This is a genomic window from Tunturibacter gelidoferens (genome assembly GCF_040358255.1).
Lineage (GTDB): Bacteria > Acidobacteriota > Terriglobia > Terriglobales > Acidobacteriaceae > Edaphobacter > Edaphobacter gelidiferens.
Map to the genome: position 1 here is coordinate 4,089,375 of NZ_CP132938.1, position 17,345 is coordinate 4,106,719.

The window sequence follows — 17,345 nt, forward strand, 5'->3', positions numbered from 1 at the left end:
TCAGTTCCCTGCCGGGGTTGCTTTAGGCGCGGACGGTGCGGTGGTGAGGACGACTGTCTCCTGGTCTTTGTTCTCGAATTTGGAGTAGAAGCTCCGAAGGCCGGCGTACTCGTCAGGCTTGAAGTAGATCTCTGCGAGAAAGTAGTCCCTACGGATGGTGAAGCTATTGGGGCTGGACTCTGAATTCAGGGAGTACAGGGCAAACTTCTCGAAGCCCATCTTGTCGCTGACAGGGAGCGATTCTACTTTGAAGGACGGTGGGAACTTGATGCGAACTGCATCTTGATTGGTGCGAGAGTATGGGAAATAGACTGGGATCTCTCGTTTTTCGTGGGGAAACGCAGGTTTCGAGTTCGCTTCGAAGATGTCGGCGGGAATGAACAGGCGTTTGCCCGTGGCGGAGCCAAGACTTCCTTTGAAGGAGAGGTTGACGACGAGGGGTTGCTCGTAGTCTTCGAGCTTATCGATGGAGGTGACTTTGATGTCGGCTCCGGCAGGCATGAGGCGTTCGACGTTGGTGCGAAGTTCTCGTTTGAGGCTTTCGTCGTCGCCGGTGAGGGCGCGCTGCCGCCAATGAAGAGCCGGAGATCCCATGTAAGTCATCTTTAGAGTGCCGCTGACTTCGCCGTGTTCGTCCATGGTCAGGTCGGCGATTCGCGTGGTCTTCGAATAGAGATAGGTTTCACCCGGAGTCTCTACTGGACCTGCGCCTCCGTCGATCTGGCGGAGACCACTGGTCTGGCTGTGCTTCCACTCGAGGTGCTGGTAGGGACAGTAGCGAGAGCCTGGGTCGAAGAACTGGTCCTTGCCGTCAACGTTGACGATTGCGATGTCGTCGTCGAGCTGCGACATGCTGAGGTATGCGCGAAAGAAGAGACTGCGGTCGCGGCTGGTGACTACGGCGAGATAGGCTTTCATGCCGGCGGCACGCGCCATTGCGACGAAGAGTGCGGTGATCTGATCGTTGTTACCACGCTTGCGAGTCCAGATGTCGTCGGTGGTGCGAAGCTCTTTGAGACCCTGAGACTTCTCTTCGGTGCTGGAGTGTTCGCGGGTGAAGCTGGTGTTTTCGAGCTTCATTACGGCGGCGTAGATCTTGCGGAGCTTCTGATCCTGCGAGTCCGCCGGGAGGACGAGGTCGTGCACGGCCGCGGTGACGCCGGGTCCGGGCCCAATGAACTTGTCGCGAAGCTTGGCCCAGTGCTTGCCTTCGTTCTTCCAATACTCGTCGCCGGTGCGATAGGGGGAGTAGTAGAAGAGAACGCGATAGGTAAAGCTGGAGATGGGCGGCATGTAGTCCTCTTCAGGGGCGGGAGGAATATCATGCGCGTTGAGCTCGAAGATGTACTGGCCTTCGTCGAAGGCTCTGGCGGGAAGCTGGGTTTGTTTTAATTCGGTGCCAGTCGGAAGGATTTTGGTCCAGGAGATGGTGTTAGTGAGCTGGCCGCCTTCTTCATTCGAAATGAGCTGTTTATTGGTTGGCTTCCAGGAGTAGCGGGCCTTGCGAGTGTAGAGGCTGGACTGGATGTACCACTGGGGTGCACGAAACCAATTGTCGCCGAGGCGCAACTTGTAGCGATATTCAATGATGCTGCCGACTTCGACGTCGGGCAAGGTAAAGACCTTGGCCATGAATCGGAGGCCCTGAGTTTTTTCTACCAGTTTTTCGTAGGGTTTGCCGGTGAAGGGGATGATGGTGCCGTCGGGGTGAATGGTTCTGCCCTGGATGTCGTCGATGACCGTAGAGCCGCCTTCGCTTGAGTGCTCGTAGCCAAGTTCGACGTTGGCGTGCTCCTTGCCGCGCTCGGTGAGGACCTTGAGCCGGACGTAGGTGCTGAACATGTGCAGGTTGTCTTCGGTGGTCTCTTCGCGGAAGAGGTAGACGGCGGCGGCTCCGGGAACCTCGGGCTGCGAGGTCATAGAGAGCTCTTCGGGGGTGGGAACGGTCCACTGCGCGTGGGCGAAGGGTGTGGCGAGGAGAGCCAAGGCAGAGAGAAGAGTGAGGCAGAGGGTACGGCTTGAGATGTGGTTCATGGTGGAGTCGTCCTTGTTCGGTTGCTTGGCGGTACGGGAGCTGAGGGAGCTTTTCTGATTTTTGATTTAGATTTTTTTACTGCTTTTTGAGGACGGCTTTGTTCTGTTCGTCGGCTGCTATGACGCTGGAGAGCTTTTGAACGTCGGGATATCTGTCGGCGGGAAGAGTGACTTCGCGGACGGTGTAGGTGCGGGTGTAGCGGAGGGTGTGATCTTTGACTACGCTGGAGCTTTCGTAGGAGGCGAAGCCGAGGTCGAGCTTGACGGGATCGGGAATCTCGTCGACCGCATAGCCAAGGGGCAGCTCGATGGTGTAGTCGTCCTGCTCCTGCATGGTTTCACTTAGGTTGATCGGGATGTTGTGGCGCTCTTTGCGGTCGGCGTAGAGATGCTCGCTGCCGAGGACGCGGGGACGGATCATGAGCAGAGGGCCCATGGGCTTTCCGAAGCGATCGGCGGTGAGAGAGTAGGAGGTCGTGAGGTCTTTGTTGAGAGCCTCGGCGTTCTGTACTTTGAAGTCGGAGACGGTGAAGGTGGTGAAGTCCTGGCCGAGGAGGCGGTCGAGAAATTGGGTCTGCTCTTTGGCGTCGCCGCTGGTATAGAGGTCGCGACGGTGTTCGGAGAGGTCGCCGAAGCGCTTCTCAGTGACGGTGCCCTTGAGTGAACCGTCGGGTTGCAGCTGGAAGATAGCGGTGCGGCGGATGGTGTTTAGGTCGGGAGAGAGGACGGGAAACTGGATGATCTGGCTGTCAGGACCTTCCATCAGGACGCCGTAGCCACCCTGGAGGTTGTGCTCGAGTTGTCCGAAGGCGGTCTTGTCCCAGGTGGGATCGAAGATGAGATAGCGGCGACCTGACTTTGCGGTCACGACGCTGCGGAGTTTTGGCGAGTTGTAGCCCTTGGGTACTTCGATGCCGGCGATCATGTGGTCGCCGAAGATCGAGGGTGCATTTGGGTCGACGACACCGCGACGGTGGTCGACCATGACGAGAGCACCGTGGACGCCCACGGTAGAGAGCATGGAGACGAGCAGGGTGGCTTTATCTTTGCAGTCGCCGTAGCGGTTGCGGAAGATGTCGGCGGCGTAGTGGGGCTGGTAGCCGCCGATGCCCATCTCGATGACGAAGTAGCGAACCTGTTTTTGAACGAACTCGGCGATGGCCTCGGTCTTGTCGTAGAAGTCGGTCTTGTTGCCGGCAAGTTCTTTGGCTTTGGCGGCGATCTCGGGTGTGGCTACGAGGCGATCTTTGGAGAGAGTCTGGTACCACTCGCCGATGCTTTGCCAGGTGCCTTCGGTTGGGGCTGGGATGGTTGGGCCAGTGTAGTGGACGGTCATGCGGCCCTCGAGGGAGTACTCCGACGGGCGGAGCTCAACCTGATCGAGGTCGATGGGCGGGACGTCCTTCATCTCCCAGCGCCAGCGCTGATGTTCGAGGTCGATTGGAGGGAGTTCCCTGCTATGCGCCCAGACGGTACCGTGAGTGAATCCGGGTGGGAGCTCGAGAGTGAAGCTCTGGTTGAGGCGAGGGAGTTCGCTTTGGAAGAGCCAGGTCTTCTCGGTGAGGTAGGGATGAGTACGCTGCTCGTACTCGTAGGCGACGACGCCGCCGGGGTCGCGTCCGGGTGCCTCTGCGGCCCGGATCTTGAGGTCCATGAAGAGGTTGCCCTGGCCGGGATAGCCAAACTCTACCTGCTCGTTGTCTTTGAGCGCATACTCGTGGCCGTCGGGGCCGATGCTCCAAACGTGCATGGAGAGAATTTTGGTGTCTTTGTCGAAGGGGACGGCGATTCTGCCTTCGTCGCGACCCTGGGGGCGAAGGATTTTGACGACGCTGCGGACGTGCTCGGTGGCGCTGCCGTCGGGTGCGACGGTGTAGGTGGTGTCTTCGAGGAGAACGACTGCGTTGGTTTGGGGGGAATAGGCAGGAATCTTTTGCTGTGCGGCGGCGCGAACCCAGTCGGGGACGCTGTCCGGCCGTGAGGCTAGCGCTGGGATCGCGCTGAATGGGAGGAGGCTCAAAGCTGAGATTTGGAGAAGGAGTTTGCGCAATTGCTCTGCTCGCGGGTTCGTTCGTCGTGTCATTGGGTCTTCGATACACTGGCGGCCCCACGGTCGAATGGCAAACGTCCGGCTGCGTGACAGGATTTGTGTACGTTTGAGAGTTATACGTGGGAGAGAGGAGTAGTTCAAGGGAATTCAGAGGGTCGGACAGTACGTCGGATGGGTGATATTCCCGCTTCAGTATTGGCTCACAGAGATTGTTGCTTCAGGCCGGGTGGGTGTAGCTGTTTCCCTGCAGGCGTGCGCGTGCCCGGCGGCGCAGCGCAGAGCGAAGGATGACGGCGAGGAGAAAGCAGACGACGAGGGTAGAGATGACCATGAGCCATTGGTAGTCGGCGAAGAGCATGTTGAGCTGGAGCCACAGCGAGAGAGAGCCGACACGGTAGACGTCGTTGCCGATGCGGTAGGAGGAGAAGTGCGAGCCGTGCAGGACGCTTACTGATTGGGAGATGTCGGAGGACTGCGAGGTTTGCAGGAAGGTGGAGATGAAGTCGGGGATGACGCTTTTGTCGCGCAGGGCGATGACGACGACCGACTGCTTTGATCCGCTGGGCCACTCGACGCCTTCGATGAGTGCGTCGGGGATGCTGCCGGCGGTCTCGAGCTGGCCGGACTGGATGTGGTCGGAGCTGCGGACCTTCCACCAGGCGTGCTGGAGTTGCGCGAAGAAGTCCTGGGTGTCCTGGATGTGAAGGCCGCTGCCATCGACGCTGACGGGGAGCGAGGGATTGAGGCGGTTGATGGCGGGCTGATCGTCGACGGTGCCGAGTACGAGGTAGTCCTTATGGGCGTCGGGCCGCATGCCCTCGGCGTTGGTGACGGTGACGTTGAGGACCGGATAGCCGGTTTGAGCGCCGAAGTGGGCCATGAGTGTGAGGTAGAGCTCGATCTCTTCCGCGTTGGGGTTGTCGGGCAGGACGATGGCGGTGTCCGAGAGATCGGCTTTGCGCGTGAAGGGATAGCCGGCGTTGGCGAAGATCTCGAGGTTTGGCAGGACGGCTAAGTGAGGAATGTCCTTGAGATCGAGATAGGAGTCTTTGAGGATGGAGCCTTGCAGGTTCGATGCTGTGGTGTCGGGGCAGTCGGGCTTTTTGGCGAGTTGGAAGAAGAAGCGCAAAAGAATTGAGTTCGAGAAGGGACGCATCTCCGAGACTGGGAATGGGACGATGCGCGCGGGGGAGGGTTTGTCGCTGTGAGATAGCGGCGTTGAGTGGATGTAGGCGTCGTTGAGATAGACCTGGAGCGAGCTGTCGTCCGCGAGGGGGACGCCGTTGTAGCGATATCCGAGATGGAAGCCGAGGTTTTGGCGCGTGCCGTAGAAGAGGTCGGGGGGGAGGCGAAGGTAGATGGCTACGGGGTTGGAGCCGTCGGTCTGGAGGCTGCTCGTTTGGAGGAGGTCGCCGATGGGTGTGTTCTTTTCGGTGCTTAGCCAGCGGGGTGCGTCGTCGGCTTCTCGCGGAGCGGGCATTTTGATGACGGGGATGCGTACGCGCTCGCCGCTTAGGAGGTCGCGCTGGAGGGTGAACCCCAAGGCTGCGCTGAGGACATCGGCGTCGGTCTCCCCGGTGAGGATCAGGACCTTGGAGTACGGGTCAGAGGGATTCGGCCTCATGAGGATGGTGGGGCCGGCGATCGAGTTGATCTGGAGGGAGGCGGGAAGAGACGCGCCGCTCTGGCCGATGACGATGGCGTTGCCGGCGGGGATGACTCCGACTGAGACCGAGAAGCGGATGGGGCGGGAGTCTGCGAGGATGCCGAACCAGGAGGCTATGATGCCTGCGGCTTGAAGCGCCTTCGGAGTTGGTTGGCCGAGGAAGACGATCGGGATGACAGGATGAGGGTTGACGAGTGGCTCGTAGAACGGCGCGGGGAGGAGTTTGAGATCGTCGTGCAGTGGGCTGAGCGTGCCGGTGAACTCGATGGTGGAGTTGTTGTCGATGTGAGCCCAGAGGGTGGAGTGCGTGGGGTCTTCGCACTGTGAGGCATAGTGGCCCACGAACTCGAATGTCAGCTGGTTATCTCGTGTCAGAGCGTCGACTGGAAGCGTGACGGTTGATTCGAGGAGGTCGCTGTTCTTGGCGGGAACCGAATTTGTAACTGTTCCGGTGGCTTGAGTAACTTCGGCGGAGTGTGGGTCGACGACGGGAAGAGTGGCGAAGAGGTTTCCATTCAGGCTCACTTTGAGATGGCTGAGCGATGGAATGAGGCCGGGAGAGGGGTGGTAGCGAAGATGCATGGTCGCTGTCTTGACGACCTGCGTCTGGGGTAAGGAGAAGTGAACCGTGTTGAAGGCGTCGAGGCCCTGCAGAACGATGGTTCGGGGGACGCCGAGGTCGGAGAAGTTGACGACGTTGGCGAAGGCGTCAGGCGGGGGTAAGGCGGGTGGTGTAGCGACTCTTCGAATGAAAGGTGGCTTTGGCCCCGGGGTGGGCTCTGGAGGCTGGACGTCGGGCGTGGATTGCGCGTCGGGTGTGGATCGCACGTCGGGCGGGGTTTGTGGAGTGCTTGCGTCGTTCTGTAAGGAGAAACGAACGGCATGAAACGGGTGGACTTGTGCGGAGAGGATTGACGAGCTCAACAGGATCGCCACTACGAGAAGTGGCGCGATACTCGGTGCTAACTCCCGGTTGGAAGTTGACTCCTTCGCCTTCGCGCCGCTGCGAAAGGTCCGGGCGAAGCCGTGGCCGGCGAGTTGAACGATGTGGCGCAGGCTGGTCAGTGGCCTGTCGGCTTCGCGGGTCTCGTCCAATCCAAGCCAGGTATCGGCGCGGGAGTAGAGGACCATGGTGAGAGCCTCTTCCTGCTGGAGGGTGAGCGGGTCGAACTGCGCGCGGAGGGTGCTGCCTTCGATTCCGACGACTGTTGCGGGCAGGGTTGCGTTGCCGTCGAGAACCGGGAGGGTCAGTTTGAGGGGGTCGCCGATGCGGGCGGTGAAGGCACGCTCGATGCGGACCATGAGACCGCCGCTGGACATGTCGCTGGTGACCCCGCGGACGATGGCTCCGTTGGCGAGTTCTACGTCGGCGGGGACCGACATAGGGAGGCGTACGGCCTGGCGGCGCTGGCGGCTCTCCCACGCGACGGAGGTGGCGACGCCGAGGATGACCATGTTGAAGCAGGCCCAGAGCAGGTTCATCAGGATGGTGCCGACGTGGCCGCCGTCGTACATGTCTGCGATGAAGTGGAGGGGCGATGGAGTTCCGGCGCCGGGAAACGGAAAGAACCTGGGAATGGCGCAGAGTATACCGAAGGCGTTGAGCGCTGAGAGCAGGAGGAAGGGCTGGGCGATGCGCGAGTCGAAGAACCTGCGCGTGACGACGCCTCCCTTCGCGGTTACGTCGAAGTTGCCGAATCGGGGGTTGAGGAAGGCGAAGAGTGTGGGAAGAAGGATGTAAGGCGCGAGGACTGTCTCGTAGATCTGGTTCCAGAAGGAGTGGCGGTGCTGGCCCTGGATGCGGGAGTTGGCGATGTTAGCGAGTACGAGGTGCGGGAGGGCGTAGGCGAAGATAAGCAGCCAGTAGCCCGGTAGATTGACGTGACCGAAGATGAGATAGACGAGCGGCGCGGTGAGGAAGATGAGGCGCGGCAGAGCGTAGAGGAAGTGCGTCATCGCGTTGAAGTAGCAGAGACGCTGGGCTGCGCTGAGTCCGCGGGCGAAGAGAGGGTTTTCGGTGCGGAGGATCTGGACCATGCCGCGGGCCCAACGAATGCGCTGACGGATGTGGCCGCTGAGGCGTTCGGTGGCGAGGCCGGCTGCCTGGGGGATGTTGATGTAGGCGGTGTTCCAGCCGTTTCTTTGCATGCGGAGGGAGGTGTGGGCGTCCTCGGTGACGGTTTCGACGGCGATGCCGCCGATCTGGTCGAGGGCGGAGCGGCGGAGGACCGCGCAGGATCCGCAGAAGAAAGTCGCGTTCCAGAAGTCGTTGCCATCCTGGACGATGCCGTTGAAGAGCTCGCCTTCGTTGGGGATGGTGCGGAACTGGCCAAGATTTCGTTCGAACGGGTCGGGCGAGTAGAAGTGATGGGGGGTTTGCAGCATGCCGAGCTTCTTGTCGCGCAGGAACCAGCCCATGGTGATCTGCAGGAAGCTTCGGGTGGGGACGTGATCGCAGTCGAAGATTACGACATAGGGAGCGTTGAGTTGGGCGAGGGCGTGGTTGATGTTGCCGGCCTTGGCATGCTCGTTGTCGTCGCGCGTCATGTAGCCGATGGAGGCTTCTTTGGCGAACTGGCGAAACTCTTCGCGTTTGCCGTCGTCGAGGATGTAGACGTTGAGCCTGTCTGCGGGCCAGTCGATGTTCATGGCGGCGAGGGCCGTGTACTTTACGAGGCTGAGGGGCTCGTTGTAGGTGGGGATGAGGAGATCAACGGCAGGCCACTGAGTGATTTCGTCGGGCAACGAGACGGGCGTGCGGCGCAGCGGCCAGAGCGTTTGGAAGTAGCCGAGAAAGAGGACGACGAAGGCGTAGATTTCGGCGAAGAGCAGGAGGCAGATGAAGAAGCCGTCAAGAAAGCTCCAGGTTGAGCCGGGATCGAGGAAGAATTTGAGGGTGGTGGAGACTCTCCAGAAGCCGTAGCGGAAGGTGGAGAACATGGAGGCCAGCATCAGCGTCAGAGTGACGAGGTAGGAGCCGGAGCTGCGGTCCATCCAGATGACCAGGGCTACGGTGAGAATGCCAAGGACGATCTGCTGGGGCCAGGTAAGTTCGAGGATGCCGGTGAATGCTAGAAGAAATACTCCGCTGAGAAGGATAAGAAAGCGTAGGGCTTTGTAGAAGAGAGCGTCGCCTGATTGAAGTTGATCGAAGAGAGGACCCTCCCTCATCGTTCGCTCCAACGAACGTTTCGGAAGCCGGCGGTTGCCGGGGCGGCTACGGTGCGGAGCCATGTGGCCAGGTTCAGATAGTCTTCTGCGACAGGGGCGTCGGGGGCGTAATCGACTACGGTCATGCCCTCGGCGAGGGCTTCGCTGACGGACTGTGCGCGGCGGATGACGAAGGGGAGGAGGCGATCTCCTAACTGCCGGCGCATCACCTCACGGACGTCGAGGTGCAGCGGCAGCGAGGTGTCGAACTGATTGAGCACGTAGAAGGGCTGCAGGGGGCGACCGTCGCCGTCATTGACGCCGCTGAAAAACTTTTCGACGGTTTGAAGGCTGATGACGGAGTTCATATCGGGCGCGACGGGAACGAGAATGGTCGGGCTCATGCGGGACATGCGGCGGACGATCCAACTGGAGCCCACGGTGAGGTCGAGCAGAATGCGGTGGGCGCCGCGGCCGTTGCTGATGATCTCCTCGGCGAGCAGCTCCTGCGCCTCATCGTCGGTGGTCTTGTGGTCGACGTCGTAGCTGACGAGGTAGATGGGAGCGTCGGTGCTGCCGCTGGGAGGGGAAAACGTGCGGACGGTGCCGTGACGAAGTTCGCTGGCGCCGAAGTAGAACGGAAGCAGGCCGTGAGAGGTGGTGTCGGTGAGCAAAACTTTTTCTCCCATAGAAGAGAGAGCCCGACCTACCGTCGCGACGAGGCTGGTCTTGCCGACTCCGCCAGCGAGAGAGAAGACGGCGAGGACGGGGGTGCGGGTCTCTTTTTGACGCACGGGAGCAGCTTCGGGCTGATCCTGTCCGGGCTGCTCGAAGACGCCCTTGAGGGCATACCAGCGGGCGGCGACGCGTTCCCTGGAGTGCTGGAGGGTGTCGGCTACGGAGGATTGAGAGGTTGGCGACTGCGGGGCGAGCGGCTTTGGAGTGATGGGCTGAGCGGGTGGAGCGTAGAGCCAGGCCGGGCCGGCTGGATCGGCTTGGAAGGCCGGCCGTGCAGAGGCCAATGGCGCGGGCTCAGCAGAAGGATCTGCAGAGGTGCGACGGGGCGGTTCGGATGGACTGTGCGGCTGTTGGTAGTCGAAGTCGTCCTGGGCCCGGCGACCGCGGGTGGAGTCCGAGGGTACCAGCGCTTGAGAGAACGGCGAGACTGGTCTTGGGGGTGTAGCAGAGATGGGCGGCGCAGAGCGAAAGGCTCCCGACAACCTTGGGCGAGTCGGTGTACCTGGCGAAAGATTTGACGAAGAATCCCGTGTGGAATCGAGCGGCGCATCAACCGATGTCTTTGAAGGATCCTTTGCAGACGGAGAACGGGGATCCAGGTTTGTTGACGACGCGGGTTCGCTCTGAGACGTCGGTGACTCGACGCGTGGCTGAGGGTCGGTGCGACGTTGACCCTGGAGCGGGGCCGTGCCTTCGTTTGAGGGCGAAAGAGGCGACGGAGCGGGCTGTTCGGAGATCGGCTTCATGTCCTGGGATAAAAGAGGTGCAGGCACAGCACGGTTTTGCGTAGGAATCGAATGTCTGATTGGATCAGGAGTAGTGTACTCGGCTTGAGAGTCGTCGGGGCCGCGATAAATCTGACGGACACCGGAAGCTTCGTCTGGGCGGTAGCCCTGGGGGCGGCGTGGGGTCATATTTTGTTTAACGTAAACCCGCGGTTCTGGCTGTATTGGATCGCTGCTCAGGGGCGATTCCTGGGGAGAAACTGACGGTTGGCGCAGTGCGGCGTCGGTGACCTGGCGAAGATTTGGCTGGGGGGACGGCGAACTCGAGGATTGAGGGTGAGGAGAGTAGGGGTCCGAGATTCGGCCGGGAAGCTCTGAATTATCTTCTGCGGCTCTGCGGCGAATCTCCGAGTCTGCGTAGCGAGCGGCCTGTCGCTGGGCGGAGGCGTGGGCCTCTGCGATCTCACGTTCTTCACGGCGGGCGGCGGCTTCGGCAACGGCGGCGACTTCGGCGCGGCGAGCGGCTTCCAGGCGTTCGGCTGCGGCTGTCCTGGCGGCTTCTTCAGCCTCGCGGAGCGCGCGCCGCCTATGGGAGTCGGAGTCTTCGGAATAAGGATCGAGTGCGACCTTCGACGCGTTGCGTGCTGCGGCATCTGCGGTTGCAGCTGCGTCTTCGGCTTCGGCCTGAGCCAGTAAGGCCTGCTCCCGTACCTGTTCGGCGGCGCGATGTCTCAGCTGCGCACGATACTCGCGACGCGAGGCTGAGAAGTCGCGGTACTTGGCTCCGTGAAGATTTGCCCAGGAATAAAGTACAGCAACATCTTCGGGTGTTTCTGTTACTGCGAGATCCTCGACCTTGTCGGTGATCTTGTCTGTGCCGCGAGAGTCCATAGCTCTTGGTCCTATGAGTTCGGTGAAGCGGATTCTTTTGGTTTGAACTGCGCCGGTTCGCTGCCAGCTCAAAGAGGTGGTTGCACCTGTTCCAATGCAATAGCCTGAGGCTACTGTGGGTGATACCCCAAGTCAATGAAACCGTTGTGCGACTTAAGTGTGAGAATTCAATGGTGGCGCGGGTTTTCCGCATCAATCCCGGCCAGATTTGGGGTGAAAACTGTCTTCCCGAAATGGAACTTTTCGGGTTCGATTCCGAAAAAAGAACGGAACGGAGCATGACGTGCCTGGGAGACCTGTGTTTGGGGGTCGAGTCATGGCGCCGGCATAGAGAGCCTCCTTTTCCTCCGGGCGCAGTGATGGGAGCCGGTAAAAGCTTATGCTGGCGCCGGTTGAAGGAAACGTCCGTCTCTCTATCCATGGGTCCAAATGTGCTAACTTGGTAGTGTGGTCTGAGAGCGTAGCTCAGTTGGTAGAGCATCGCCCTTTTAAGGCGTTGGTCCTGGGTTCGAGCCCCAGCGCTCTCACCATAAATATCCTAAAATCAGATACTTATAGCTTCTTCTAGATGGTCGAGCTCAAGAAATCGTCCCCAACCATGAAGAAAGAGTTCGGTGGCTTCAAGGACCCGGGCCCATGGGCCCGGGTGAGTTTTGCGCGATCAACAGAATGTCCGGTTCAACAACTTTCAATCCTCGACTTTTCGGTAGAAGGGCTCACGTAAGTTGTTGAGACACCCGGTTACAACCGCCTTCGGCGCAAGCACAATCGTCCTGCTGACCCTGCTGGAGCCATTAGCGTCCCCTTTGCACACGGAGTTTTACCACTTGACGGGGTCAGTCAGTGCGGTGCTCGTGCCGGTATTGCTGAACTTCGCCGGGGTGTGGCTGGCGCTGTCTCTCCTACTCGTGTGGGGAAGCAAACATCCACGATTCAACTCATGGGTGTGGGGCGCTTTAGGAATTGCCCTCAGCTGGATGGTGCTGAAAGACTGGTGTGCCTTGCGAGGAGATCCTGTTCCCAGCATTGTCAACGTTGCCTTTGCCGTTGTGGTTTGCATGATCGTCATTTCGGCGGCTGCTTGGCGTTCTCGCGTTCAACCGATTCTGCATCGTGCGAAGCAATTGGCGATACCGATACTCGGATTTGCAGCGTTGAGCGGGATGGTAATCATTTTGCAGGCGATGTTGTTCTCATGGCAGGCTCGTCATCTGAACGCTCCTCGCCCCCTGCATCAGCGAACGGGAATCAGCGCTTCTTCTCATCGTCACGGGCGAATCATCTGGATTCTCTTTGATGAACTTTCTTATCGGCAGGTCTATGAGCATCGCTCTCCTGGCCTCGAGTTGCCTGCCTTCACCCAGTTGGCTCGTACCGCAACCGTCTTCACGCATACTGTCCCGAGCGGTCTGTATACAGAACAGGTACTTCCTTCCCTCTTCTCAGGACAACGATACGATGGCGTACGGGTCTCTGTTGTCGGCTGGCCTCTTGAGGTGCATGAACGATCTACGGGGACGTGGGGTATTTTAGATCCTCACAAAACAGTCTTTCAGGACGCGATCGATGCGGGTTACACGACAGCAGTGGCGGGGTGGTACAACCCCTATTGCCGCATTCTGCCAGAGGTTCTCGACCGGTGTTTCTGGACTAGTCATATAGCTCTGCCCGGCGGGATGTATCCGGAACAAAGCATCGGCTGGAACAGCGAGCAGCCAGTAGTAGATCATCTTGCAAATCTTGCCAGGCTTGTGCATCTGTTTCCGCGTCAGAACGCTCCTTCGGACGAACTCAGACTCCATCAACAGGACTACCAAGAGATTGTCGCTGCGGGAGACGAACTTCTGCGAGACCCATCGGTAGACTTCATTCTTTTACATATGCCTATCCCGCATCCGGGAGGAATCTACAATCGGCATACGGGTAGTTTCGAGGTATCTCACCCAAGCTACCTCGACAACCTTGCACTGTGCGATGTGTACCTGGCGCATGTCCGGCATGAACTGGAAGAGAATGGCACCTGGAACGACTCGACGCTGGTGATTATGGGCGATCACTCATGGCGAGTTAGCCTGTTCTGGGCGAAGGCCGCGGGGTGGACGGAAGAGGAACGCATTGCTTCAGACAATGTTCGATTTGACGACAGGCCTGCTTATATCGTGAAGCTTCCCTCGCAAACTACTCCTGCGCGAATTGACGAGCCGTTTGATTCGATAAGAACGCGGGAGCTCTTCGACAAGTTATTTACGGGACAGATCACTACACCAGCGCAGCTTAAGTGATCGATGATGTCCTCACTAGTACCGACCAACGCATACCCTGCTGCGCCGATCGACGCATGGGCGTATTGAATCAACAACTGAAATATTTCTTGAGAGAGTGCTCAATGACCGGCGAGACAGCAGGCGAAACGATTCTCTGAGATCGCGCATGCCGCCGCACCTGTTGGACGACGGAAGAAGCTGGAGTGTAATCTTTCTGCAAGCAAAAGGAGGTCTATGCTGCGTCGTGAATTCGTACGCTGTGTCATCTCGGTAGGACTTCTACCGAAGGCACTGCTTGCCCAGCAGACAGCGAGTCCTGAGCCGCCACCTCCAGCTCCCACTCCGTGGACGCTGGGGCTGAATCCCAAGACGCCGCTGCCTGTCACGGAAGTGGCCGATGGGATCGCAGAGATCGATGCGAGCTTTTTTACTCCGTCTCAACTTGCGACGTTCACGCGGCTCTGCGATTTGCTGCTGCCAGCGGTAGCGAATAAGCCCGGCGCGCTTCTGGCAGGGACCCCCATGTTCCTCGACTCCCTGATTGGCAGCTCGCCCGAGGTGCACAAGAAGCTCTATCGCGACGGCCTCGATTGGCTCAACGCAGAGGCAAAGACCAAGTACAAGATGATGTTCGCGCAGTTGAACGCGACTCAGGCGGATGCGCTCATCAAGCCCTGGCTGCGTACATGGATGACGGACCATCCCCCGACCGAGCCGCACGCAGACTTCATCAACATCGCACATGAAGACATCCGGACTGCGACCATGAACTCGAAGGCCTGGGACGATGCCGGCGCGGCTGCCGGGCAGGACTGGGTGACGGGAGGGCTCTACTGGTCTCCAATCGAGCCGGATATGGCGAGCCTGGGCGCAACCTCTACAAACCTTCCGCCGCACGTAATGGCTGTCCCCAAGGCCGCGCACACCATGCCTTCCTACCCGCGTTAGAAGTGAGTGACTCCTAGAAAACATAATGACAGACACAACATTCGATGTACTCATTGTCGGGTCGGGGCACGCTGGAGGCATGGCTGCCAAGATTCTGACGGAAAAGGGCATGCGGTGCCTGATGCTGAACGCGGGCCCCGTGGCCGACGTAGCCAGAGATGCACAACGCAAGCCAGCATACGATCTGCCATATCGCGGCTTCAAACCACCAGGTCGGCTGGAGCACGTCTTCCAGGCCAACGAGTTCAATGCAAACGTCTGGGTGGATGAAGAAGAAGTTCCCTACACGTTCGATCCCGCGGCTCCTTACAACTGGGTGCGGGTGCGTTTGTTCGGTGGCCGCTCACTGTTCTGGTCGCGTCAGTCGTTCCGTTTGAGCGACTACGAGTTCAAGGCCAAATCGCATGACGGCTTCGGCGAAGACTGGCCCATCAGTCTCTCCGACCTGGCGCCGTACTATTCGCGGGTGGAGGAGATCTTCCAGGTGGCGGGCGCGCAGGACGGGCCGCCACAGATGCCGAATGGCAACTTCGTTCCTGTCGACGATGTGTGGTCGGAGTCGATGCAGCGGTTTATCAAGGCTTCGCAGGCGTACGACATGCCGGTCTGCAAGCAACGCCGCGCGCAAGGCCGCGACGGTCTCGCGAGTTCTGTGAATCTTCTGCTGCCGGATGCAGAACGGACCGGCAAGCTGACCTCAATCGCCAATGCAGTCGTTCGGCAGATAACGGTTGATCCGAACACCGGCCAGCCAAATGGATGCCACTTCATTGACCGGCTCTCGCGACGGGAGATGCATGTGAAGGCCCGCGTGGTTGTGTTAGCCGCGGGAACGCTTGAGAGCACGCGCCTGTTGTTGAACTCAAATCTCGGCAACTCGAGCGGCGTTATGGGGCACTTCCTGATGGACCAGATCTACGGACCGGGCGTTACCTGCTCGGTGCCTGAGGCGCGGAACGGTAAGGCAACAGAACAGTTGATGGGCGGCTCAGCAATCGTTCCGCGTTTCCGTAACATTACGACGAAGTATGACAAGTTTTTGCGCGGCTACGCGTTGAATGTAACCAGCCGCATGGGTGGGGTCGAGCCACGCAACTTCGCGGCCTATGGTGCTGAGCTGCAGCAGAAGCTGCACGAATACAACGGAAGCGGGTTCTACATCACGGTGATGGGCGAGGTACTCGGGCGCTACGAGAATCACGTCCGCATCGACAAAGAAGAGGTCGACGCGTGGGGTATTCCAGTGCTGCATATCGAGACCCGGTATACCGACAACGAGTTAAATATGGCGAAGGACGCGGTCGAAGTTGGCTGCTCCATCGCGGATGCGGCTGGATTCGAAGTGCTTTCGAAGAACGTCGTCCCAAATCCGCCGGGATACAGCATTCATGAGGTCGGCACCTGTCGCATGGGCGATGATCCAAAGAAGAGCGTGCTGAATAAGTGGTGCCAGAGCCAGGATCATAAGAATCTATTCGTCGTCGATGGAGCCAGCTTTGTGAGTGCGGGTTGGCAGAACCCGACGATGACTATCCTGGCGCTCTCGATGCGCGCTTCCGAGTATCTCGCTGGCGAGATGAGCAGAGGAAATGTTTAAAGGAGACACCACCTGTGGCAACTCTAAGCTGTCGGTTTATCTGGAGGAGGAACGATGGCGCAGAAGTCTTCGAGGAAGCGGTGTGTGTATTGACCGATGAGTTCTTCGATGCGTTCGGCGGAGTCGGCACGAAGGATGAGGCCGGCATGGTGATGGCGACTGAGACGGTGAACGATCTCGGGCGCGTCGTAGGTGCTGGTGTCGGGATGCTCCTGTCGCGCGAGGCAGATGACGCTGCCGGCGTATTGGTGTTTTAGATTTGGGAGGGTGTACTCCATGTTGAGAAGCGTGGCGACTTCAATTCTCGCCCACTCGACCCAGGGGTTGATGCCGGATGCGAACTCGACGACATCGGCGATGTGAGCGCCGCCGACGCGGGCTGCGGTCTCGAGGAAGTAGAAGCTGCCGTCGGCCTCTGACTTGATGAACTCGGTGTGGGTGACACCAGAGACGAGACCAAGGGATTCAATCACCTGTTGGTGGATTGCGGCGAGAGCGAGCGCGTCGCTCGATTCCCTGTCCAGCGCGCGAGTGCTGAAGATGCCTCCCTGGTGCATCGTCTGCATGGGTGGCTTGCCATATTTGTAGGGTGCGCCGAAGAGTATCTTGCCGTTCCAGGTGACGCCTTCCATGTGAAAGATCTCGCCGGGGACGAAGCGCTCGAGGACATAGTGCGACTGGAGGTCGCCTAGTTCGTCGAGGATGGGCCACAAGTCGTTGGGCGACTCGATTTTGCGGATTCCGATGGCAGAGGCGTTGGTGCGGGGCTTCAGCAGCCATGGTCCGGACACGCTATCGAGGAAGGAGTGAAGGTCGTCGTAGTTGAAGACTCCCGTGAACTCAGGAACGGGGACACCTTTTTGCTTCGCGCTTACACGCATGGCCAGCTTGTCGCGGAAGTTTCTGGTGAGTGATTCGCCCATTCCGGGGAGGCGCAGGTGTTCGCGCAGAAGAGCGGCGACTTCGAGGTCGAATTCGTCTAACGCGACGATCCGGTCGATGTGGTTTGTGCGCGCGAGGTACGCGACGGTATTCAGGACCTGCTCGGGGGTGAGCTGCTCGGGCATGGTGATTAGTTTGGTGAGCGATTCGCGGGGCCAGTCGGCGTGTTCGAGTTTGTCGACGGTGAGGAGGAGAACGTCCGCGCCGAGACGCGCAGCCTCTTTCATGAAGGGCTGCCCTTTTTCGTAGGTGCTGATGCAGAGAATCGTGGGGTTCCGTTGCGTATCAGTCACACTGGCTCCTCTGGTCGGTAGGAACAAATTGCAGGTCGAACAGTTTG

General features: G+C 59.4%; 8 protein-coding genes and 1 tRNA gene. 4 read left to right on the top strand and 5 right to left on the bottom strand.

All coding sequences use genetic code 11. The annotated features are described in order from the left end of the window. The 4 genes from RBB81_RS17845 to RBB81_RS17860 form a co-directional block, all read right to left on the bottom strand. Positions 1–2,034, bottom strand: a complete 2,034-nt coding sequence (locus tag RBB81_RS17845) for a DUF3857 domain-containing protein (protein WP_183787942.1) — start codon at positions 2,032–2,034, stop codon at positions 1–3. A gap of 76 nt (positions 2,035–2,110) precedes the next feature. Next, on the bottom strand, positions 2,111–4,117 hold the full coding sequence (locus tag RBB81_RS17850) for a DUF3857 domain-containing transglutaminase family protein (protein WP_183787941.1): 2,007 nt from the start codon (positions 4,115–4,117) through the stop codon (positions 2,111–2,113). Positions 4,118–4,301: 184 nt separating this feature from the next. Beyond that, the gene (gene bcsA / locus RBB81_RS17855; protein ID WP_353071567.1) at positions 4,302–8,921 is read right to left on the bottom strand and encodes a UDP-forming cellulose synthase catalytic subunit; all 4,620 of its coding nucleotides are present in this window, start codon (positions 8,919–8,921) and stop codon (positions 4,302–4,304) included. Beyond that, on the bottom strand, positions 8,918–11,254 hold the full coding sequence (locus tag RBB81_RS17860; protein WP_353071568.1) for a cellulose synthase operon protein YhjQ/BcsQ: 2,337 nt from the start codon (positions 11,252–11,254) through the stop codon (positions 8,918–8,920). The genes bcsA and RBB81_RS17860 overlap by 4 nt, the downstream gene beginning before the upstream one ends. A gap of 454 nt (positions 11,255–11,708) precedes the next feature. Between RBB81_RS17860 and RBB81_RS17865 the strand changes: the two genes are divergently transcribed. The 4 genes from RBB81_RS17865 to RBB81_RS17880 all read left to right on the top strand — a co-directional run bounded on the left by RBB81_RS17865 (position 11,709) and on the right by RBB81_RS17880 (position 16,063). Continuing rightward, positions 11,709–11,784, top strand: a tRNA-Lys gene (locus RBB81_RS17865). 198 nt (positions 11,785–11,982) lie between these two features. Continuing rightward, entirely contained in the window at positions 11,983–13,536 is a 1,554-nt protein-coding gene (locus RBB81_RS17870) for a sulfatase-like hydrolase/transferase (protein ID WP_353071569.1), read from the top strand. 216 nt (positions 13,537–13,752) lie between these two features. Beyond that, on the top strand, positions 13,753–14,466 hold the full coding sequence (locus tag RBB81_RS17875) for a gluconate 2-dehydrogenase subunit 3 family protein (RefSeq protein ID WP_353071570.1): 714 nt from the start codon (positions 13,753–13,755) through the stop codon (positions 14,464–14,466). Positions 14,467–14,491: 25 nt separating this feature from the next. Further along, complete coding sequence (locus tag RBB81_RS17880; protein WP_353071571.1) at positions 14,492–16,063, top strand: GMC family oxidoreductase; 1,572 nt, start codon at positions 14,492–14,494, stop codon at positions 16,061–16,063. A 23-nt stretch (positions 16,064–16,086) separates the two neighbouring features. Here RBB81_RS17880 and RBB81_RS17885 read toward each other — a convergent pair whose 3' ends face one another. Continuing rightward, positions 16,087–17,298, bottom strand: coding sequence for an ATP-grasp domain-containing protein (locus RBB81_RS17885; RefSeq protein ID WP_353071572.1), 1,212 nt, complete (start codon positions 17,296–17,298; stop codon positions 16,087–16,089). Positions 17,299–17,345 lie beyond the last annotated feature (47 nt).